Annotated in this window: 15 protein-coding genes; 6 read left to right on the forward strand and 9 right to left on the reverse strand. The window is 73.2% G+C overall.

From position 1 onward, the window contains the following. Window positions 1-88: 88 nt before the first annotated feature. Window positions 89-1,582, forward strand: coding sequence for an AMP-binding protein (locus WHN02_RS19395; protein WP_434740127.1), 1,494 nt, complete (start codon window positions 89-91; stop codon window positions 1,580-1,582). After that, complete coding sequence (pabB, locus tag WHN02_RS19400; RefSeq protein WP_434740128.1) at window positions 1,579-3,795, forward strand: aminodeoxychorismate synthase component I; 2,217 nt, start codon at window positions 1,579-1,581, stop codon at window positions 3,793-3,795. Before WHN02_RS19395 ends, pabB begins: the two co-directional genes overlap by 4 nt. 63 nt (window positions 3,796-3,858) lie before the next feature. On the opposite strand, the gene WHN02_RS19405 is transcribed toward pabB, so the two are convergent. Continuing rightward, a complete protein-coding gene (locus tag WHN02_RS19405; protein WP_434740129.1) occupies window positions 3,859-4,536 on the reverse strand; it encodes a helix-turn-helix domain-containing protein in 678 nt (225 codons plus the stop codon). Between the two features lie 507 nt (window positions 4,537-5,043). Continuing rightward, the gene (locus tag WHN02_RS19410; RefSeq protein ID WP_434740130.1) at window positions 5,044-7,005 is read right to left on the reverse strand and encodes a sigma-70 family RNA polymerase sigma factor; all 1,962 of its coding nucleotides are present in this window, start codon (window positions 7,003-7,005) and stop codon (window positions 5,044-5,046) included. A 131-nt stretch (window positions 7,006-7,136) separates the two neighbouring features. On the opposite strand from WHN02_RS19410, the gene WHN02_RS19415 reads away from it, so the two are divergent. From WHN02_RS19415 to WHN02_RS19430, 4 genes are all read left to right on the forward strand, one after another. Next, the gene (locus WHN02_RS19415; protein WP_434740131.1) at window positions 7,137-9,647 is read left to right on the forward strand and encodes a S8 family serine peptidase; all 2,511 of its coding nucleotides are present in this window, start codon (window positions 7,137-7,139) and stop codon (window positions 9,645-9,647) included. A 180-nt stretch (window positions 9,648-9,827) separates the two neighbouring features. Beyond that, window positions 9,828-11,042 (forward strand): serine/threonine-protein kinase, encoded by a 1,215-nt coding sequence (locus WHN02_RS19420; protein ID WP_434740132.1) that lies wholly within the window; start codon window positions 9,828-9,830, stop codon window positions 11,040-11,042. Between the two features lie 20 nt (window positions 11,043-11,062). Next, window positions 11,063-12,910 (forward strand): substrate-binding and vWA domain-containing protein, encoded by a 1,848-nt coding sequence (locus WHN02_RS19425; RefSeq protein WP_434740133.1) that lies wholly within the window; start codon window positions 11,063-11,065, stop codon window positions 12,908-12,910. Window positions 12,911-13,032: 122 nt separating this feature from the next. After that, window positions 13,033-13,569: an SRPBCC family protein gene (locus tag WHN02_RS19430; protein WP_434740134.1), complete on the forward strand. Its 537-nt coding sequence runs from the start codon at window positions 13,033-13,035 to the stop codon at window positions 13,567-13,569. Window positions 13,570-13,619: 50 nt separating this feature from the next. Here the strand turns inward: WHN02_RS19430 and WHN02_RS19435 are convergent, their stop codons facing one another. The 7 genes from WHN02_RS19435 to WHN02_RS19465 all read right to left on the reverse strand — a co-directional run bounded on the left by WHN02_RS19435 (window position 13,620) and on the right by WHN02_RS19465 (window position 20,892). Further along, the gene (locus tag WHN02_RS19435; RefSeq protein ID WP_350899616.1) at window positions 13,620-13,898 is read right to left on the reverse strand and encodes a YggT family protein; all 279 of its coding nucleotides are present in this window, start codon (window positions 13,896-13,898) and stop codon (window positions 13,620-13,622) included. Window positions 13,899-13,984: 86 nt separating this feature from the next. Then, window positions 13,985-14,776, reverse strand: coding sequence for a TSUP family transporter (locus WHN02_RS19440; RefSeq protein ID WP_434740135.1), 792 nt, complete (start codon window positions 14,774-14,776; stop codon window positions 13,985-13,987). 79 nt (window positions 14,777-14,855) lie between these two features. Beyond that, window positions 14,856-15,836 (reverse strand): hypothetical protein, encoded by a 981-nt coding sequence (locus tag WHN02_RS19445; protein ID WP_434740136.1) that lies wholly within the window; start codon window positions 15,834-15,836, stop codon window positions 14,856-14,858. A 253-nt stretch (window positions 15,837-16,089) separates the two neighbouring features. After that, complete coding sequence (locus WHN02_RS19450; RefSeq protein WP_434740137.1) at window positions 16,090-17,592, reverse strand: PQQ-dependent sugar dehydrogenase; 1,503 nt, start codon at window positions 17,590-17,592, stop codon at window positions 16,090-16,092. 132 nt (window positions 17,593-17,724) lie between these two features. Next, window positions 17,725-18,366: a response regulator gene (locus WHN02_RS19455; RefSeq protein WP_434740138.1), complete on the reverse strand. Its 642-nt coding sequence runs from the start codon at window positions 18,364-18,366 to the stop codon at window positions 17,725-17,727. Between the two features lie 40 nt (window positions 18,367-18,406). After that, window positions 18,407-20,374, reverse strand: a complete 1,968-nt coding sequence (locus WHN02_RS19460) for a sensor histidine kinase (RefSeq protein ID WP_434740139.1) — start codon at window positions 20,372-20,374, stop codon at window positions 18,407-18,409. Between the two features lie 35 nt (window positions 20,375-20,409). Continuing rightward, window positions 20,410-20,892, reverse strand: a complete 483-nt coding sequence (locus WHN02_RS19465; protein WP_434740140.1) for a hypothetical protein — start codon at window positions 20,890-20,892, stop codon at window positions 20,410-20,412. Between the last annotated feature and the right edge of the window lie 46 nt (window positions 20,893-20,938).

Raw genomic sequence — 20,938 nt, forward strand, 5'->3', positions numbered from 1 at the left:
GAGCAGCTCCCCCGGCGGCACCGCCCGGCGCAGACGCACCGGAGTCGGTGCCGTCGGGCACGCGCACGTCGGTCCCCGGGACCACGACATGAACCTCGCGGTGGCCCTGGAACAGCTGACCGACCTGTCCGGCTGGCGGCAGCGGCCCGCGACGTACGAGCCGACCGGCGTCCACACCCACGGTCAGGTCCACGATCTCGCGGCGCGGGCGGCCACGGTGCTCGCCCGGCACGGGGTCGGGCCGTCGGCACGCGTACTCGTCGCCCTGCCCGACTCGGTGGCGTGGTACGTCACCTTCCTGGCCGCTGCCCGACTCGGTGCGGTCGCCGTCCCGGTCAACCCGGACCTGGCGGTGCCGGAGCACCTCGACATCGTCGCCGACTGCGAGCCGGTCCTGGTGGTCTGCCCGCAGGAGCTGGCCGACCGGTTCCCGGTGCCCACCCTGGCCGGCGACGACCTGGTCGACGTGGCCGCCGACTGCCCGCGTGCGGCGGCGCACCCGGTCGGCGCGCAGACGCCGCTGTACATCCAGTACACCTCGGGCACGACGGGCCGTCCCAAGGGGGCGATCCACCGGCACGGGGACCCGGAACGCTACTACCGCAGCGCGGGTCTCGGCGTCGTGGAGGTGGGGCCCTGCGACGTGACCCTGTCGGTGTCGAAGCTCTACTTCGCGTACGGCTTCGGCAACGCCTTCGTCTTCCCCCTGTTCTCCGGTTCGGCGGCGGTGCTCCTGCCGTACCGACCGAGCCCGGAGGAGACCGCGGAGCTGGTCGCCGCCCACCGCGTGACGCTGCTCTACGGCGTGCCCACCGCGTACGCCGGGATGGTCGCGCACGGCGACCCTCGACGGTGGCGCAGTGTCCGGGCGGCGGTCTCCGCCGGGGAGTCGCTGCGGCCCGGTCTCGGCGAGGCGACGTCGGAGCTGCTCGGCGCGCCGGTGCTCAACCAGTTGGGGTCCACCGAGGCCGGGCACGGGTTCTGCTCGAACACCCTGCGCCACCACCGGCTCGACGGCGTCGGGCGGGAGCTGGCCGGCTACCGGCTGCGGATCCTCGACGACACCGGCCGGGAGGTGCCCGACGGCACCCAGGGTGAGCTGTGGGTGGCCGGGGACACCGTCATGTCCGGCTACCTGGGGCTGCCCGAGGAGACCGCGGCGAGCGTCGTCGACGGGTGGCTGCGGACGAAGGACCTGGCGGTGCGCAACCCCGACGGGACGGTGACCCTGCACGGTCGCGCCGACGACCTGGAGATGGTCGCCGGGATCACCATGGCACCCGGTCCGGTGGAGCAGCTCATCGGTGACCATCCGGCCGTCGTGGAGGCCGCCGTCGTGGCCCGACCGGACCAGCGGGGGGCGACCCGGCTGCACGCCTTCGTGGTGGCGGCCGACGGTGCCGCCGAGCCCGACGTCGACGAACTGGCCCGCTGGTTGGCCGGCAAGGTGGCCCCGTTCAAGGTCCCCCGGTCGGTGTCGGTGGTGCCGGCGCTGCCCCGGACCCCCACCGGCAAGCTCCGACGGTTCATGCTGCGGGACATGGTCGCCCGCCGGGAGGCGACGACGGGGGCGGCGCGATGAGGACGCTCCTGATCGACAACCACGACTCCTACACCTTCAACCTGTACCAGCTCATCGCCGAGACCTACGGGGTGGCGCCCGAGGTGCTGACGAACGACAGCCCGGAGCTGACCGAGGCGGTGTCGCGGTCCTTCGACGCGATAGTCGTCTCCCCCGGCCCGGGACGCCCGCAGGAGCCCGGCGACGTCGGGCGGTGCGCTCCGGTGGTCGCCGACAGCGAGGTGCCCGTCCTCGGGGTGTGCCTGGGGCACCAGCTCCTCGGCCACCTCAGTGGTGCCCGGGTGGGGTACGCCCCGCGCCCCCGGCACGGTCACCTGACCCGGATCCGTCACCGGGGCACCGGGCTGTTCACCGGGGCTCCCCAGGACTTCGTCGCGGTGCGCTACCACTCGTTGTGTGTGACCGAGCCGCTGCCCGAGGAGCTGGTCGCCGACGCGTGGGCCGAGGACGGCGTGATCATGTCGGTACGGCACCGGACCCGTCCCTGGTTCGGGGTGCAGTTCCACCCCGAGTCGGTGGCCAGCGAGCAGGGTCGGCTCCTGTTGGAGAACTTCCGACGGTTGGCGTCGACCCGACCGACCCGTACCGCCGACCGTCCGCCGTCGGCACCGGCGGTGGCGCGTACCGAGGACCCCGCGACGCCGGTGGTGGCCCGGGCCGCCGACCGTTCGACGTCGTCGGCGTCGTCGTCGGCGTCGGCGTCGGGTACCGGCGAGGTGGCGGAGCCGGGCGGGTGGCTGCTGCGTCGACGTCGACTGCCGTTCGCCTGCTCGACCACCGAGGCGTTCCAGCGGCACGTCGCACCCCACCCGTACGCGTTCTGGCTCGACAGCAGCCGGGTCGTGGCCGGGCTGTCCCGGTTCTCCTTCCTCGGCTACCCGGGCGGCCCGTACGGCGAGGTGCTCCGCTACCGGGTGGGTACCGGCCGGGTCGACGTCCTCGACGGGCGGGGTCGTCCGGTCACCGAGCAGCCCGGGACCATCTTCGAGGTGTTGCAGGAGCGGCTGGACCGACGGCGGCTCCCGCACGACCCGGAGTTGCCCTTCGACCTGCAGAGCGGGTACGTGGGGTACTTCGGCTACGAGTCGAGGGCGGACTGCGGTGCGCCGGGTGGGCGTACCGCACCGACCCCGGACGCGGTGTGGACGGCGGCGACGCGGTTCGTCGCCGTGGACCACCAGACCCGTACGACCTGGGTGACGGCGCTGTGCCGGGACGAGCCGGACAGCATCAGGGAGGCCGACCGGTGGATCGACCGGACCGCTGGGGGCCTGCGGCCCGAGGAGGTCCCCCGGCAGGCGGCGGGGCCGGCGCACCCGGTGGATCCCGAGCCCTACCTGATCCGTCCCCGTGCCGGTTACCTCGACGACGTCGAGGCCTGCCTGCGGTACCTGCGCGCCGGGGAGAGCTACGAGATCTGCCTGACCAACGAGGCACGTCTACCGTTCCGGGGTGACCCGATCCGGCTCTACCTTCGGCAACGTCGGCTCAATCCGGCCCCGTACGCGGCCTATCTGGACTTCGGCGAGGGCCAGGTGCTCTGTTCGTCGCCCGAACGCTTCCTGAAGATCGGCCCGGACGGGGAGGTGGAGGCGAAACCGATCAAGGGGACGGCCCCCCGCGACCCGGATCCGGTCCGGGACGCTCGTCTGCGGGCCGAGCTGCCCGCCTCGGCGAAGACCCGGGCCGAGAACCTGATGATCGTCGACCTGCTCCGCAACGACCTCGGCCGGGTCTGCCGGGTGGGGTCGGTGCACGTGCCGGCGTTCATGTCGGTGGAGTCGTACACGACCGTCCACCAGCTGGTCTCGACGGTGCGCGGCGTGCGTGAACCGTCGGTCGCGCCGACCGAGGTCATCCGTGCGTGCTTCCCCGGCGGGTCGATGACGGGCGCACCGAAACTGCGTACCCTGCAGATCATCGACGGCCTCGAACAACGTCCCCGGGGGATCTACTCCGGGTCGGTGGGGTTCCTCAGCCTGACCGGCCCCTCGGATCTCAACATCGTGATCCGCACCGCGGTCCGGCACGGTGGGCAGCTGCGGGTCGGTGCCGGTGGTGCCATCGTCCTGGACAGCGACCCGGAGGAGGAGTACGCCGAGATGCGGCTGAAGTTGCAGGCGCCCCTGCGCGGGCTGGACGTGTCGGACCTGACCCGGCCGCCGCGCGTGCTGGACCTGCGCCGCCCGGTCGCCTCCCACGCCGGTCGGTGAACCCGGTGGGCTGAACGACCCGACGCGGAGGTGGCCGGTGTTCCGGCCGCCCCCGCGTGGTGCTCAGCCGACCGGCTCCTCGACGAGTCCCAGCCGGTACGCGGTGGCCACGGCGGTGGTCCGGTTGGGGCAGTCCAGTTTGGTGAGGATCCGGCAGACGTGGCGTTTCGCGCCGTGTTCGGAGATGCCCAGGGCGGAGGCGATCTGCCGGTTGCTGAGCCCGCGGGCCAGTAGTTCGAGGGCTTCCTGTTCGCGGGGGGTCAGGCGGGTCTCCGGTTCGATCCGGTGTCGCCCCTGCAGGGCCGAGAGCGCGAACCGCCCCAACTCCTTGGGCACCGGCATCTCGCCCCGTTGGATGTCGTGCAGTGCCTCGGCGAGGACCCGGTGGTCGACGTCGACGGCGACGACGAACCCGTCGGCCGGCAGCTCGACCGCCGCCTCCAGCAGTGGCCCGGCGGTGGCCAGCAGGACGGCGAGTGTCTTGACGTCGAGCCCGCGCGCCAGGGACAGCATCCGCTCCACCGGGGCGCCGACGTCGGCGGGGACCACGAGGAGGTCCCAGCAGCGTTGGCGTAGCTGCGCGGCGGTTGCGGCGGCGGTGTCGACGGTGTGCACCCGTGCCACGCCCGGCAGGTCACGCAGGATCGCCTCCAGGCCCTTCTGGAGGATCATCGGACCGGGCGCCACCAGGACCCGAAGGGTCGCGGGGGGTGCGGGTTGACCGCTGGTCGGGGCGCTCACCGGCGCTCACCGGCGCAGTCCGGCTCCCCGACACCATCGAGACCGCCGATCATCTGGCATCACCTGACTCCCGCATCCCGCCTCCCCCTTCGGCATCCGGTGACCGACCCTGGCACGGGGCTCGCCACGTCGTGTGGGTGAGGGGACCGTGACGACGGACGGTAGGCGCCGACATGGTCCACACCCCGTGCCCGCAGCGCCGGTGGGGCCGTGGCCCCCCGCAGCCTCCACCGTCCACTGTGAACCATTGGTTACACAGTGCAACGGGTGCACATTGCGTCCGTCGTCACTGTACCCGGCGCCACAGGGGGGCGCACTGACAGGCGAGGCGCGGAATTGCGGCCCGACGCGGGGACGACAGCCGATTCCTCGACACACCGGGAACTGTTTCGTACTTCTTACGGAAGTGTCGGAATGGGGGAGTCGACCACGAACCCACCGATGCCGGTCACAGTGGGTCACACCCTGTCGTCGACTGTGGGACGAAGCGGTGCCGGCGTACGCGGGTCAGCCCGGCCGTACACAGGAATCGGCGACGGTGGTGGCCGAGGTCCGGGCGGCCCGGCCGTCCACACCGGTCGCCTCCACCCACCACGTCACCGTCGCCGCCCGGAGCCGCTGCACGGTGGCCCGCACCGAGGTCCCCTGCCCGGTCATGGCCCGACTCGCCGTCCGGCCGCCCGCAGGCCTCCAGTACACCTGCGCCGCCTCGACCGTGGTGCTGCCGGTGGCCTGGACGACCAGGTCGTAGCCGTCCGCGCCGCAGCGCACGTGCGCTGCGGCCGAGACGGTGAACGGTGCGACCAACCGCGCCGTGGCCGACGGGCGGGGCACCGCCGGACGTGGGGTGGTCGGCCGGACCGGACTCGGCCGCACCGTGGTCGGCCGGAGCGGGGAAGGCCGGGCGGTGGTCGGGCGGAGCGCTGTCGGCCGCACAGTGGTCGGTCGGGGCGCTGTCGGTCCTGCGGTGGGCGGCGTGGTCGGCGGTTCGGCACCGACGGTCCCGCCGTCCTGCCGGGGCGCCGGTGCACCGCCGGGGACACCGTCGACGACGTCGGCCTGGTCGCCTCGCCGGTCCGCCGGGTCCGCCGCACCGGCGGTCCCCGTCGGCCCGTCGGCCGGTGCCCCGGCGACAGTCACCCGGTCGCCGGTGAGCGGACCGGGCGTGAGCGTCCAGAGACCGCATCCGACCAGGAGCGCCCCCAGGAGGGCGGTCGCGGCCACCCGCCGTCGCCGACGCGACCTGCGAGGACCGGAGGCGGTACGCGCCGGACCCCCGCCCCGGGCCGTCGCGCCCCGGGCGAGGCCGCCCCGAGGCAGGGCGCCACGGCTCGTCGGCTGGTCCGTCTCGACGGCGGTGTCGTCGCCCGCTCCCCCGTTGCGCCCCGCACCGTCGTCCGACCCCACGGGCCGCACCGCCACCTTCCCCGACGAACCGCCCACCGCCGCGTCCCCGGTGCCGCCCACCGACGAATCCCCAGGGCCGTCCACCGGCGAATTGCCGGGGCCGTCCACCGACGAGTGCCCGGGGCCGCCCACCGACGGACCCGTTGGGGAGGCGCCCTCGGCCGGATCCGCCGGCGGGCCGCCGTCCGACGCGTCCCCGGACGAACCGTCCCCCGGAGGATCACCCGGCGAGACGTCCTGCGCCGGGTGACCCGACGAGGCCGCATCGGTGGCGGTCCCGGCCGTCTCGGAGGTGGTCGGGCTCGGCCACGTCGCGTCGGCGGCGACGAGGAACGCCGGTGCCGTGTAGGCCGACAGCAGCGCCGCCGGACTCAGCTGTTCCCGCCGGAGCAGTCCGCACCGCTGACAGTCGTCGACGTGCCGGGCGACCCGTTTGCGCAGGGTCGGGGTGAACGGACCCTGCCAACCCGCCACCAGGTCGGCCAGGGCCGGGCAGTCCCGGGCACCGCTGCGCGCGACGAGCAGGGCGCCGAGCGCCCGTTCCAACTGCGAGCGGGCCCGGGACAGGCGGGCGTGGGCGTGGTTGGCGGGCAGGCCGAGGGCCGCGCCGATGTCAGCGGACGACAGGTCGTGGCGGATCGCCAGGTGGACCACCTCACGGTCACCGGGGCTCAGCGACGCCGCGGCGGCGTGGACGAGGGCGCGCACCTGGTCGGCGTTGACACCCGCCCCCGGATCGGGGAGGTCGGCGACCGGGTCGTCGGCGTCCGCCAGCGGCCTGGAACGGGCCCCCTCGCGAAGGTGCCGCAGGCACTCGTTGCGCACGATCGCGTACAGCCAGGGGCGGAGCCGGTCGGGGTCGCGCAGTTGGTCCATGCGTCGGCCGGCGACGAGGAACGCGTCGTGGAGGGCGTCGGCGGCGGCCTCCGGCTCGTGCACCATCGCCCGGGCGTACGTGTGGAGCCGGTCGGCGTAACGCCGGTACACGCCCTCCAGCCCGGCCGGGTCACCTCGGCGTACCGCCTCGACCAGGCTCCTGTCGTCCTGAGCCGCCGTATCCATCCCCTGCTCCCACCACCAGTCGACGGTTCCATTAGAGCGAAGGGGAAAAGTTTCTGAACTTTTGTGTTGGCATCCCGACCCTCGGCTGCTCCCACCGGTGTCACCGCATCACCGACATCGAGGAGACATCGATGACAACGAACCGTTCCCTCCACCGACGGGCACCCGTCCGCCGACTGCTGGCCGCCGCCGTGGTGGCGGCGCTCGCGGGTGGGCTCGTCACGTCCACCCCGCTGGACGCCGTCGCCGCGCCCACCCCCGGCGGCCCGGGTACGGCCTCCGGCACCGCCTCGCCGCAGCCCCTGACGTTCCGGGTCGACCCGGGACTGTCCGCGCCCCGGCTGCCGATCGACCCGGTGGGTCGACTCGGAACCGACCGGGAGGTCGGGGTGGTGGCGGGGCCGGGCGGGTCTCCCGCCGGGCTGGTCCTCGACGAGGTGATGGTGCGGGTGGCCGACCGGGCCGAGTTGGACGCCTTCCTGGCGCGCTGGGGTGGCCAGGTCCTCGACTCGTTCGCCCCGGACGACCAGGGCCAGGACCACCTGGTCCGGGTGGACGTCGACCGCGCCGACCCGGCGGGTCTGGTCGGCGACCTGCTCGCCGCCGAGCCCCGACAGTCGGGGTCGTACCGGGTCGGCGACGAGCGGGCGCTGCGGCTGCTCGCGCTGGCCGCGGCCGAGTGGCGGGCCGGCACCGAACTGGTCCTCGACTGGCTGGTGGAGCCGACCGGCATCGCCGACGGCGAGGTGTTCGAGGCGCCCGACTTCGCGCACAACGTCTTCGACTGGTCCTACATGCGGTCCGGGGGTGCGCTGGACACCGGCGTCGCGCCCGCCTGGCAGCTGCTCCAGTCCAAGGGCAAACTGACCAAGCAGGTGAAGTACCTGGTGCTCGACGGCGGGTTCATCCACAACCCCGACTTCCCGGACAAGACGTCGCTGCACACCGTGGAGTGGGGCAAGCCCAACACCAACGACTGCACCGGCGGTACGGCCTGCCCGTGGCACGGCACCGACGTCGTCCTCGCCGGGATGGGCAAGGTCGACAACGACTACGGCACCGCGGGACCGGCCGGACCCGTGGTGAAGGAACTCGTCGCGGTGCGCAACGGCATCGACTACTGGACGGTGCTGCGTCGGCTGGAGACGGCCGCCGAGGCGACCCACCCTGACGTGGTCAACCTCAGCTTCACCCGCGACGTCGACCTCGGCAAGTCCCATGCGCGTACCTGGACCGACCGGCGGATGAAGCACGTGCGGGACACCGGCGCCTTGATCGTCGCCGCCGCCGGGAACAACGGTGTGGACGTCGACGGCGACACCCTCTACGTGCCCTGCGAGAGCACCCACGTGATGTGCGTGGGGGGTATGCGGGACACCGCGGCGGTGGCGGGCGGGTCGAACTACGGCACCGCCGACCACACCCGGTCGGTGGAGATCTACGGTCCGATGTGCGTCAGGGGTCTGGCCGACCCCGCCGCCCCGTGGAGCAACAAGTCCCGCTCGAACACCTGCGGCACCAGTTTCGCCGCGCCGTTCGTGGGCGGGGTCGCCGCCCTGGTGATGGCCGCCGACCCCACCCTCACCGCCGCCGAGGTCCGGGAGATCCTCAACGACACCGCCCACGTCGGTGGGCTGGGTGCCAAGGTGACCGGCAGCCAACGCCGGATCGACGCCCTGGGCGCTGTCGCCGAGGCGCTGGGGGTGAAGGTCGGCAAGCCGACGGTGACCATCGACGCCCCGACGACCGGTCAGCAGTTCGGGGTGGGGCAGACGGTGGACCTGTGGGGTTCGGCGACCGACTTCCTCGGCGAGGAGATCCCGCTGACCTGGACCAGCAGCCTCGACGGTCTGCTGGCTGAGGGGTCGCAGACCGTCGCGTCGCTGTCGGCCGGAACCCACGTCGTCACCGCCAGCGCCACCGACAGCCTCGGCCGCACCGGCTCCGCCGCGGTGACCGTCACGGTGGTGGACAGCCCGACGACGGTGGCCGTCATCTCGCCGCCGGTGGGGTCGACACTTCCCGCCGGGCAGTCGGTCGGTCTGGTCGGCACCTCCGACGACCCCGACGAGCCCGGGTCGGTACCCGACTCGCAGGTGTCGTGGACGGTGCGGCGCGGCAACACGGTGGTGTTCCAGAAGAACGGCCACCAGGCACTCCTGCCGGCGGCCACTGTCACGCCGGGGTCGTACACGGTGACCTTCACGGCGGACGGCGTCAGCGCCCACCGCGCCTTCGCCGCCGTGGCGGCACCGGCCGGGAAGACCGCCCCGACGGCCACGATCACCGCACCGGCGCAGGCCCTGGCCTTGACCACAACCGGCGCTCCCCGGTCGGTCGCCTTCGCCGGTACCGGCACCGACGCCGAGGACGGGGCGATCAGCGGGATGCGCATGCGGTGGACCGCGTACGGCGACGGGGGTGTCAAGAAGGTGCTCTGCCAGGGCAGCGGGGTGCCCACCGGCGGCCCGATCGGGGACGTGGTGCAGCCGAAGGACTGTTCCGGCTTCACCGCCCCGCTGGGCCTGTTGGACACCGGGACCACCGTCACCACGTGGGTGGTGTGGCTGGAGGTGTTCGACTCCTCCGGTCTGGTCGGGGTGGACTCCGTGCCGGTCCGCATCGAGTCGGTCACCGCCTGACCCCGGCTGCGACACCACCGGCTCCCGGTGGCGTGTCCCGTGTCGCCTCGGCGGCGCGGGACACGCCCGGTACGGCCCGCGGAGGCGGGGCGTGGACGTCCACCGCCGACCTGTCGGGGCATGGCACCATGACCGTGTGCTCCGCCGAGGGGATCCGGGATCGACGCTGATGGAGTCGCGATGACAGAGGTTGCCCGTGATCCGTCGACCGGGCCCGCCCCGCTGTGGGCGAACGATCCGGTGACCGCCGGGCCGTACCGGCTGGTGGGCCGCCTCGGGGCGGGCGGGCAGGGCGTGGTCTTCCTCGGTGAGGACGACCGGGGTGACCGGGTCGCCGTGAAGATGATCAACGTGGACCTCAGTGACCCGCGCGCCCGGTCGCAGTTCATGAAGGAGATCGCGGCGGCCCGACGGGTCGCCCCGTTCTGCACCGCCCAGGTGCTTTTCGCCGACCCCGACAGCGAGCGGCCCTACGTGGTCAGCGAGTTCATCGAGGGCCCCACCCTGTACCGGCAGGTCCGCGAGCACGGCCCGGTGACCGGCAACGCCCTGCACCGGCTCGCCGTCGGGACCGCCACCGCGTTGGCCGCGATCCACCGCTCCGACGTGGTGCACTGTGACTTCAAGCCGGACAACGTCGTGCTCGGCCGCGACGGCCCCCGGGTGATCGACTTCGGCATCTCCCGGGCGGTGGGGGTCACCGAGACCGTCACCAGCCGGGTGCTCGGGACCACCGCCTACATGGCGCCCGAGCGGTTCCGCAACGACGCGATCGGCCCGCCCTGCGACGTGTTCGCCTGGGCGGCGACGATCGCCTTCGCCGCCGGGGGCCGACCGCCGTTCGGCAGCGACTCCCTCTTCGCGGTGATGCACCGGGTGGTGAACGAACCGCCGGACCTGCCGCCGCTGCCGCCGGGGCTCGAGGAACTCGTCCGGGAGTGCCTGGCCAAGGATCCGGCGGGCCGGCCGACGGCCGAGCAGATCCTGATGCGACTGCTCGGGCAGGACGCCCGGGAACCCGGCCCGACCCCCGACACCACAGTGCTCGTCGTGGGGTCGGAGACCGCCGGTGCGCCCACCCCCAACGAGCCGCTGCCGATCCCCACGATCGCGTCCGACCAGGCGACGCGCCCCCACCGCCCACCGCCGACGCAGGCTCCCGGGGACACTCCGGCCACCGGTGTCGGGTGGGCGGGGCGGCTCGGCCGGGAGGCGACCGACGCGTGGGGGGTCTCCACCGCGATCTTCCTGGGCTGCGTCGGTGCCGCCGTCGCGTACCTCGCCGCCGGTCGGATGCCCGACGCCGCCGCGACCGGGGTGGCCACCTTCGTCGTGGTCTACCTGGTCCGGTTGCTGTTCGCCACCGCCCTCGGCGGGCGCGCCGACCCGCCGTAGGGGCGGACCGGAGTCGACCGGTGGCACGGACCGGTTACGGTGACGACCACCCGAGCATCGAGGAGAGCAGCTCCATGGCCGCAGCCCCGAGGCGGGCACCACAGTGGTTGCCCTACACCGCCGCCGTCACCGCAGGTCTGGTGGTCATCGGCGGGGCCTTCCTGGTCGTCCGGGAGCGTGACGCGGGCACCGGAGGGCGGCCCCGGGCCGACTGCGCCATCCGCCTGGAGGTCAACTCCTCCACGGAGAAGGCGGAACTGCTGGCCGAGCTCGCCGAGCGGTACAACGACAGCGGGCGGACGATCGCCGACGGCGAGTGCGCCCAGGTGCGCGTCACCGCGTTGAACTCGGGTAAGGCGACCGAGGCGTTGGCCACCGGCTGGCGCGACACCGCGTTGCCGCAGCCGCAGGTCTGGTTGCCGACGTCGAGCCTGTGGACCGGCCAGCTCCGGCTCCTCGACCGGGCCGCCGGGCGGGCCGAGCAGACCCCCGACACCTACCCGTCGATCGCCAACAGTCCGCTGGTCATCGCCATGCCCAAACCCAAGGGCGATCTCGTACGCGAGCAGGGGCCCCTCGGGTGGGGGCAGATCCTCGGCCTGTCCGGACGGCAGGGGTGGGCGCAGTTCGGCAGGCCGGAGTGGGGGCGGTTCACCTTCGGCAAGGACAACCCGAACCTGTCCACCTCGGGGCTGGCCGCCACGATCGCCACGTACTACGCGGCGGTCAGCCGTTCCAGCGACCTCACCCGCGCCGACCTGTCCGACCCGGCGGTGACGCAGTTCGTCAGGCGGATCGAGGCGAACGTGTCGCACTACAGCGACGACTCGGTGGAGCTGCTGCGGGACCTGGCCGAGGCCGACCTGCGCGGCGGTCCGGGCGGCCCGGACGACATGAGCGCGATGGTCCTGCAGGAGGAGCTGGTCCAGCTCTACAACGAGGGCGGGTTGAGCCCCCGCGAGGAGGGGCAGGCGCGGGGTCCTCGACCCACCGTCCCGCTGGTCGCCGTACACCCGAAGGAGGGCACCTTCAACCTGGACCACCCGTTCGTGGTGCTGCCCACCGCCGACGACCGCCAGCGCGCCGCCGCCGAGGACCTGCTGGCCTTCCTGACCGAGGACGCCCAGCAGGCCGACTTCGCCGACCTGGGCTTCCGGGACCACGAACGACGGGCGTCGGCGGAGCTCCTGGCCGGGGTGGGCGCCGAGCCGGAGGGCGGGCTCACCTACTTCGCCCCGCCGGACCCGGCGGTGGTCGAGGAGATGCTGCACGGGTGGAGCACCCTGCGCAAGAAGGCCAACGTCCTGATCGCGCTCGACACGTCCGGGTCGATGGAGGCCTCGGTCGGGGACCGGACCCGGTTCCAGGTGGCCTCGGCCGCCGCCGGCAAGGGCCTGGCGTTGCTCAACAGTGAGGACCGGGTCGGGCTGTGGTCGTTCTCGTCCGAGACACGGGAACGCCCGAAGGGCCCCTACCGGGAGGAGGTCCAGCTCGGTGACTTCGACCAGAAGCGGATCACCAGCCGGATCTCCGGGCTGCACGTGGAGGGCGGGACCGCCCTCTACACGACGGTCCGGGCCGCGCACCGGCACCTGGTCGAGCGGTACGATCCGCAGCGCATCAACGCGGTGGTGGTCCTCACCGACGGCAAGAACGAGTACGGCAAGGACAACGACCTCGCCCGGCTCCTCGCCGACGTGCAGCTCGATCCGCAACGTCCGGTGAAGGTGTTCTGCATCGCCTTCGACCGTGACTCGGACTTCGAGACCCTCGACCGGATCGCCAAGGCCTCGTCGGGGAAGGCGTTCGACGCCACCGACCCGACGAAGATCGACGAGGCTTTCGTCAAGTTGGTCAGCAGCTTCTGACCCGCCGACGGCAGGCCACGGCATCGACGGTTCCCATCACGAGCGGGTGTCCTTCATGGACGGTCGGCGCTATGATTGCGTCCCGCCAGACGGACCCGACCGGGTCGGAACGAGGGTGACCAGTGCGATATTCCGACCAGCCGGGTGTGAGCTGCGAGATCCATGTCGAAGCCGACCCGACGTCCGTGTGGGCCCTGGTGATCGACATCCACCTGCCGCCCCGGCTCAGCCCGGAGCTGGACCGGGTCGAGTGGCTCGGCGGGGCTGACCGCCCGGTGGTCGGGGCGGCCTTCGTGGGGCACAACAGTCACCCCCGGATCGGCCAGTGGCGCACCGTCTCCTACATCACCGACCTGCACGAGCCACGGGTGTTCGGGTGGGTCGTCACCGATCCGGAGGGCCGGTTCGCCGGCACCGAAGGCGCTGCGGACCGCAGCCGTCCGGCGGCGACCTGGCGGTACGAACTCGAACCCGAGGCGACGGGCACGCTGTTGCGCCAGTCGGTTCGCATCGGGCCGGGGCGTTCCGGGCTGAGTCCCATCATCGACGGGGCACCGGAGCGCGAGGGGCAGTTCGTCGCGGCCCGCCTCGACGAACTGCGACGGAACATCGGCACGACGCTGGGCGACATCAAGACCCTCGCGGAGGCGGCCCGTTAGACCGCCTCCGTCGCGGAACGCGGCTGCGTGTCCGCCGTCGGGGCGGCTGCTCAGGGCAGGAGCGCGCGGATGATGACGATGGTCAGGAACACGACGATGAAGGCGAGGTCGATGCCGACCCCGCCGAGGCGTACCGGGGGCAGCACCCGGCGTACCGGGGCGAGGATCGGTTCGGTCGCCGCCTGCGCGGCGTCGTGCAGCTTGGCCCGCAGCGACCCGGGCTGGCTGGGCCCGGCGAGGACGACGCTCCAGTCCAGCACCGCCCGGGCGATCAGCAGCAGTTGGACCAGCAACAACAGCAGGCTCACGAGAGCGAGCACGGGACCCATCGTTTCCTCCAGACAGCCGACACCGGCGCTGCCACTGTGCCCTGCTTCGTTGTGAGTTTCCTGAAGACACCCCGGGAGTCGGAGACTCAGCCCAGGTTCACCCCGGCCTGGACGGCGTAGACGACGGCCAGGGCGACGGCGAGCGCGCCGAGACCGAACCGCAGCGCCCGTTCGGGCAGGTGGGGTTGCAGGTACGCCCCGAGGTAGCCGCCGATCAGCCCGCCGACCCCACAGAGCAGGCCGACGTCCCACCGTGGGGCGATGTCACCACCGCCGGTGAGGGCGAGGACGGAGAAGGTGGCCGCACCGGCGACGGAGGTGACGAAGGTCGAGGCGAGCGCGGCGGGGGCGACCACCGCGACCGGCATCCCCCGACCGACCAGGATCGGGCCGAGGATGGAGCCCCCTCCGATCCCGTAGACCCCGCCGACCACGCCGACCAGGGCGGACAGCGAGATCAGCCGGGGGCGGGACGGGGCCGGGCCGGTCGGCCAGGGTCGGGTGGCGGCGGCACGGAGGCAGAGCCACAACCCCAGGGGGAACAGGATCGCGGCCACGACCAGCCGGAACGCGTCCGGTCCCGGGACCAGGAAGACCCGGACGACGGCGCCCACCACCACCCCGGGGAGGGTGCCGACCAGCAGGAGACGGGTCAGCGGGCCGGTCAGGGCCCCACCACGGCGGTACCGCAGCAGCGCACCCGGACCGGCCACGATGTTGAACAGCAGGTTCGTCGGCGTCACCGCCGGGTTCGGTACGGCCAGCACACTGAGCTGCACCGGGAGGAGGAAGACCGCCCCCGACACCCCGACGGGGGTGGTCAGCACCGAGATGAGCAGCCCGGCGGCGACACTGGTGACGGCCTCCGCCCAGGTCATGGCGTACCGACTTCGAGCACGGACGACAGTATGGCCGACCGTTGTCAACGATTGTCGACGGCTGTCCGCGCCGAGGTGGTCAGACCCACGGTGCGACGGGGTACCAGGGCAGGATCTCGCGGCGGGCGAGCAGCCGCACGTCCCAGTAGAGGAAGGTGAAGACTCCCGCGACGATCAGTGCCACTGCCGTCACCACGGTGATCCGTCGCGGGTCGGCCGCGATCCACCTGTGCAGACGCCCGCCCACCGTGTAGGTCACCAGGAGGAACAGGGCGGCCATGATGACGATGTTCCCGATCGACTGGAGCGTGAACGCGGCGGCGCCGTACAACGGGTTGCCGCTCTCGGCGGCGTCGCGGAACATCTGCCGGAACAACGGGAACGGGCGCCCGATCAGGAAGCCGCCGATCAACACCCCCATGACCACCATCGGCGCGTTCGGGAAGCGGGCCGAGATCCGGGCGAAGGGGTCCGGGACGACACCGATCGCGGCCAGCCCCAGGTAGGTCATCGCCAACCCGATCAGCCCGAAGACCACCATCGACTGGATGCTGCGCCCGGAGAGTTCGCCGGGAACGTTGGGGGCGGTGGAGAACTGCGGCATCCGCGTCCCGACCAGCCCGACCAGGACTCCGTAGCCGGCCGAGACGGCGATCATCCCGACTGAGAGCCAGCCGAGCGGCCGCAGTGCCCGGCCGAGCCGGTGCCACCGGCTGCCGGCGCCGCCGAGCATCGGTGCGACCGCGCCGAACGCGGCGATGTTGCAGGCGGTGAAGGTCCCGGCCAGGCCCGAGACGAAGGCGAAGGCGATTCCGGCGGCCATCCCGGCGATCGGGGTCGCCTTCGCGTCGTGGCCGAGCAACGTGTTGGCGACGTTGTCGCCGATGGTCTGGTCGACGAACTCGGCGGACCACACCACGGTCAGGAGGAAGCCGACCAGTGCGCTGAGCGCGACGATCAGCCCTCGGCGGCGCGGGAAGTGGCCGTTGACCAGGGTCGAGGTAGCACCGGGAGCGGCCTGCGGGGGTCGGACGAGCTCGGGGTCACGGACGTGGACCATGCGTTCCTCCACAGTGGGAGCTTCGACGGATTTCCGGTTCAGGATGCGTGCTCCCGCCGGTCCGCCCCACTTCGAGGTTGCTCACCTTGAGCGGCGACACGGTCACTGATGGTGGTCGACGGTTCCGGCCCTCGGCCCCGCCGGGAAATCCCCGGCCCGGGTCCGGTCCGGACCCGGGCCGGGGCGGCGTCGACCAGCTGACGTCACCTCGCCGTCCCGGGTGCCACCTCGGGCACCCGGGACGACGGGGAGGTCAGGCCGACCGGCAGGGGGAGCCGTTGAGCTGGAAGCCGGTGGGGGTGGGGTCGCCCGCCCCCGAGGTGCCCTGGACGCCGAAGCTCACCGTCGCGCCCTGCGCGACGGCCCCGTTCCAGCCGACGTTGCCGGCGGTGACGGTGCTCCCGGACTGGGTGACCTGGGCGTTCCAGGCGCTGGTGACCTGCTGGTCGGCGGGGAGGGTCCAGGTCAGGTTCCAGGCGGTCAACGCCGGTCCCTGGTTGGTGAGGCGGACCTCGGCGGTGAACCCGCCGGTCCACCGGTTGGCGGTCCACGAGACGAGGCAGGTGGTCGCCGGCTGCGTGGGCGGCGGGGTGGTCGCCGGTGGGGCGGTCGGCGGCGGCGGGGTGGTCGCCGGTGGGGTGTCACGCGGGGGGAACCGCAGGACCCGGTCGTCGGTGGCGGCCGGCGTACCGCGCCCGTCCCGGTTGCTGGTGGTCACCCAGAGCCACCCGTCGGGGCCGTACTCGACGGTGCGCAGCCGGCCGTAGGTGCCTGCCAGTTCGGCGACCGGGGTCCCGACTCCCCCGGTTCCGGTCAACGGCAGGTTCCAGAGTCGGGCGCCGCGCAGGGCGGCGACGAACAGCCGGTTCCCCGCGATCGTCGCGCCGCTGGGTGAGGCCTGTGCCGGGGACCAGACCACCAGCGGGTCGCGGTAGCGGGGGTCGTTGCCCCGTCCCTCCACGACCGGCCACCCGTAGTTCCCGCCGGCCACGATCAGGTTCACCTCGTCCCAGGTGTTCTGCCCGAACTCGGTGGCGTAGAGCCGACCCTGGGCGTCCCAGGCCAGCCCCTGCACGTGCCGGTGACCGAGGCTGTAGACGAGCGATCCGGCGTACGGGTTGCCCGGCGGGACGGTGCCGTCGGGACGCATCCGCAGGATCTTGCCGTTGCGGCTCTGCAGGTTCTGCGACAGCGCCGTCTGCCCGGCGTCGCCGACCCCGGCGTAGAGCATCCCGTCGGGTCCGAAGGCGATCCGCCCCCCGTTGTGGATGCTGGCCCGGCTCAGGCCGGTGAGGATCGGCTGCTGGGTCTGCGGGGCGGTCAGCCGGAACCGGACGATCCGGTTGTCGGTGGAGGTGGTGAGGTAGACGTAGATCCAGCCGTCCTGGGCGTAGGTCGGGGAGACCGCCAGGCCGAGCAGACCCGCCTCGCCTCCGGCGGCCACCCCGGAGATCTGGGCGACCTGCTGTGGGGCCTGACCGGGGCGGACCCGCTGGACCTGGCCGGAGTTGCGCAGCGCGACCAGGGCGCTGCCGTCGGGCAGGAAGTCCATCCCCCACGGCACCGTGAGGTTGCTCGCCACGACCTGTGGACGGGTCAGGTCGAAGTCACCGACGGCCAGTGTGTTCTGCTGCGCCGCGCCCGGCGCGGCGGGTGGGCGTTGCGGGGGGTCGGCCCCGGCGGCACCGGCCGCACCGACCCCGGTCACCGTGAGACCGGCGACCACTGCCGCCACGACCATCGAACGGACTCGCACCACGACACCTCCCAGTCAGAGATGTACGTCAATATATCCCACGCCCGGACGAGGTGCAGAAAACCGACCGACGGTGTGCCCGGACCCCGAGCCCCACACCCCGGGCCGAGACGACGGTGGAGGTCCCGGAGGTCACAGCCCCACGTCACGGGCGAGGAGCGCGGCCTGGACCCGGTCGGAGACACCGAGCTTGGCGAAGACCGCCGAGAGCTGGTTACGGACCGTCTTCTCGCTCAACCCGAACCGGCGGGCGATCCGGGCGTTGGCCTCGCCCGCCGCCAGGTGCCGCAGGATGTCCCGCTCCCGCGCGGTGAGCCGGTCGAACGGCGCGGGCAGCGGCGTCGGCCGGCGTTGCAGGTCGGCCAGCACCCGTGGCCCGACCCGGGGACCGAGGACCAGCCCACCACCGGCCACCGTCCGCAGGGCGTCGACGATCACGTCGGGGTCGGTGTCCTTCAACAGGTATCCCCGGGCACCGGCGTGCAGCGACCGGCTCACCACCTCGTCGTCGTCGGCCATGGTGAGCATGAGCACCGCCGTCTCCGGGCGGCCCTGCACGATGCGTCGGGTGGCCTCGACGCCGTCGCCGTCGGGCAGGGCCACGTCCATGGCGACCACACCGACCGGTTCGGTCAGCGCCAACCGGATCGCCTCGGCGCAGGTGGCGGCCTCCAGGACGGCGGTCACCCAGGGCTCCCCCTCCAGCATCATCCGCAGTCCACGACGGACCACCGGATGGTCGTCCACGATCAACACCCGACCCTGTCCGGTCATCTCCGCGCCCCACTTCCGCCCCGGCCTCGCCCGGTCCGTCTCATCCTTGCAGCGGCAGTCTGACCCGCACGAGGGTCCCGTGCGGGTCCCGGCCGACCACGTCGCACTCCCCGCCGAGCTCGACGGCCCGTTCCCGCATGGAGTCCAACCCGACCCCGCCCGGTCGCCGGGCCACGCCACCCACCCCGTCGTCGCCGACCTCGACCACCAGGGCGCGCCCCCGCCGTACCACGACCTCGCAGGTGGAGGCCCGGGCGTGCCGGGCCACGTTGGCCAGGGCCTCCGCGACGATCCGGTACGCCGCCACCTCCACAGCGGCGGGCAGCCGACCCGGGTCGTCCTCCACCCGCAGCCGCACCGACAGGCCGGGGCCGTCGAAGCGACGGCACTCCGCCCGCAGGGCCGACTCCAACCCCCGGTCGAGGGCGGGTGGGCGCAGCCGGTCGACCAACTGCCGGACCTCGGCTGTGCAGGTCCGCAGGTCCTCGGCGAGCCCGTCCAGGACGCCGACCAGCGACTGCCTGTCGGTGGCGAGGCGGCGGGCGGCCCGTACCTGCATGGACATGCCGGCGAAGGTGGGACCGAGCCCGTCGTGCAGGTCGCGGCGCAGCCGACGCCGCTCCTCCTCCCGGGCGGTGACCAACCGCTCCCGGGAGTCCCGCAGGTCCCGGATCAGCCGGGCGGTCGCCGCCGCCACCGAGGCGTGCAGGGCGACGTCGCTGAGCAGCCGCCGCTCGACCGGGGTGAAGCGGGTCCCGGGGCTGCGGTGGGCCACCACCAGCCAGCCGACCCGTTCACCGTGGGTCAGCATGTCGAACCGCTCGACCGATTCGGTGGGCCGACCGTGGGCGGCGTGCACCAGTGGCGGCCGGGCCGGATCGCGTTCCTCGTCGGTGCCCACCTCGACGGCGACGTAGGGCACCCGCAGGGAGTCGCCGATCGTACGGGTGAGCAGCGGTAGGACGGCCTGCGGCTCGACGGTGCGTTCCAGCAGGTCCCCGAGGCGGGCCAGGACGGCGTACGGTTCGTCGCGCTCGCCGTAGAGCAGCCGGTTGACCCCCCGCTGCACCCGCCGCCGCAGCGGCTCGAAGGTGACGGCGATCAGCCCGGTGGCCACCAGGGAGGCGTTGGAGGTGTCCCCGCGCAGGAGCAGGTCACGCAGGAGGCTGACGGTGGCGACGAAGGCCACGATCACCAGCAGGCTCATCACCAGCCACACCAGCGTACGGTTGATCACCTGTTCCAGCCCGTACAGCCGGTACCGCAGCACGGCGAGGGTCATCGCCCCCGGAATGGCGATCACCATGAGCACCCAGGCCCCGGCCAGGTTGAGCCCGTCGAGGACCACCCCGAGCAGGAACAGCACCCCGGCGGCCAGCAGGCAGGCGAGCTGTTGGCGGGTCTCCCCGGTGGCGCGCCGCCACCGCAGGGCCAACGAGACCAGCACCGCCAGCAGGGTCACCAACTCGACAGCGATCGCCAGCAGCGCGACCTGCACCAGGGTCCGGGCCTGCGCGGTGGCGGCGGGTTCCGCCGAGAGCAGCAGCCGACGGGGGTCGTCGAGGGCGGCCACCGCGAGCGCCCCGGTGGCCACGACGGTGGTGGCCACGACGAGGTACCCGACCGGCCGCCAGCGCGGCCCCGACAGTCGGCCGTCGGGGAAGACCAGCAGGGCCAGGATGACCAGCCCGTACGGCGGCCACCAGAGCCACTGCCCCACCCAGGCGACCGGGGTGAACGCGGTCCAGCTCAGTGCGAGGGCGGCCCCGGCGGCGGTGAGCCCGGCGGCGGTCATCAACCGGCCGACCGGGTGGGCGGGCACCCCGGCGAGGACGAGCGCGCCGAGGGCGGTGAACGCGACGGCGAGACCTGCGGTCACCGCGACCGGCCCGGCGGCGGCGGGTTCCCGGCTCCACAGGTGTCCGGCCAGGACGAGGAGGGCGACGACCACCCCCGCCACGACCAGGGCCCGGCGGCGGGCGGGCAGGGGTGGTGCGGTCGGCGGCAACGGAGCCCTCCCGGGCGGTGGCGGAGGCGCCGGACTCAGCGGTGTGCCCAGCCGGCGGCGTGGACGGCGTTGTGCAGCAGGTTGCCCCGGTGACCCCGGATGTGGCGAGGCAGCGAGTCGACGACGTCCACCAGGTCCGGGTCGTCGCAGTGGGGCAGGGCGGCCAGGACCTGCTCCAGGTCGACCCGGTGGTCACCGAGGACCTCCGGGCGGTCGCGGACGAACCGGTCCAGGTGGGCCATGACCGCCTTGAACCGGACCCGCAGCACCTCCGGCTCGGCCGGTTCGACAGTCGGTTGCAGGCCGGTCAGCTGCCAGTGCGGGGAGAAGACCGGGGTCAGTCGGCGGCCGGTGACGTCGAAGAACTCCACCCCGCCGTCGAGCGTGTCGTAGTGCCGTGGTTCGTCGAGCAGCTCGGTGAAGCTCTCGTACACGTGGCAGAGGGTGTTGTCGGCGGCGACCACCACGATCCGCTGGTCGTGGTCGTGGGCCTGGTGGTCGGGCGAAGGCAGGGGCATTGCGGTCTCCTCGGTCGAGCGCAGCGTAGACGGCGGCCGTCCACAG

It is taken from the genome of Micromonospora sp. SH-82 (genome assembly GCF_051132485.1).
Lineage (GTDB): Bacteria > Actinomycetota > Actinomycetes > Mycobacteriales > Micromonosporaceae > Micromonospora.

What these genes read in the sequence shown, in the direction of transcription:
- WHN02_RS19395 (WP_434740127.1), top strand. Translation starts at nt 89, where the DNA reads ATGAACCTCGCGGTGGCCCTGGAACAGCTGACCGACCTGTCCGGCTGG.
- pabB (WP_434740128.1), top strand. Translation starts at nt 1,579, where the DNA reads ATGAGGACGCTCCTGATCGACAACCACGACTCCTACACCTTCAACCTG.
- WHN02_RS19410 (WP_434740130.1), bottom strand. Translation starts at nt 7,005, where the DNA reads ATGGATACGGCGGCTCAGGACGACAGGAGCCTGGTCGAGGCGGTACGC.
- WHN02_RS19415 (WP_434740131.1), top strand. Translation starts at nt 7,137, where the DNA reads ATGACAACGAACCGTTCCCTCCACCGACGGGCACCCGTCCGCCGACTG.
- WHN02_RS19420 (WP_434740132.1), top strand. Translation starts at nt 9,828, where the DNA reads ATGACAGAGGTTGCCCGTGATCCGTCGACCGGGCCCGCCCCGCTGTGG.
- WHN02_RS19435 (WP_350899616.1), bottom strand. Translation starts at nt 13,898, where the DNA reads ATGGGTCCCGTGCTCGCTCTCGTGAGCCTGCTGTTGTTGCTGGTCCAA.
- WHN02_RS19440 (WP_434740135.1), bottom strand. Translation starts at nt 14,776, where the DNA reads ATGACCTGGGCGGAGGCCGTCACCAGTGTCGCCGCCGGGCTGCTCATC.
- WHN02_RS19445 (WP_434740136.1), bottom strand. Translation starts at nt 15,836, where the DNA reads ATGGTCCACGTCCGTGACCCCGAGCTCGTCCGACCCCCGCAGGCCGCT.
- WHN02_RS19455 (WP_434740138.1), bottom strand. Translation starts at nt 18,366, where the DNA reads ATGACCGGACAGGGTCGGGTGTTGATCGTGGACGACCATCCGGTGGTC.
- WHN02_RS19465 (WP_434740140.1), bottom strand. Translation starts at nt 20,892, where the DNA reads ATGCCCCTGCCTTCGCCCGACCACCAGGCCCACGACCACGACCAGCGG.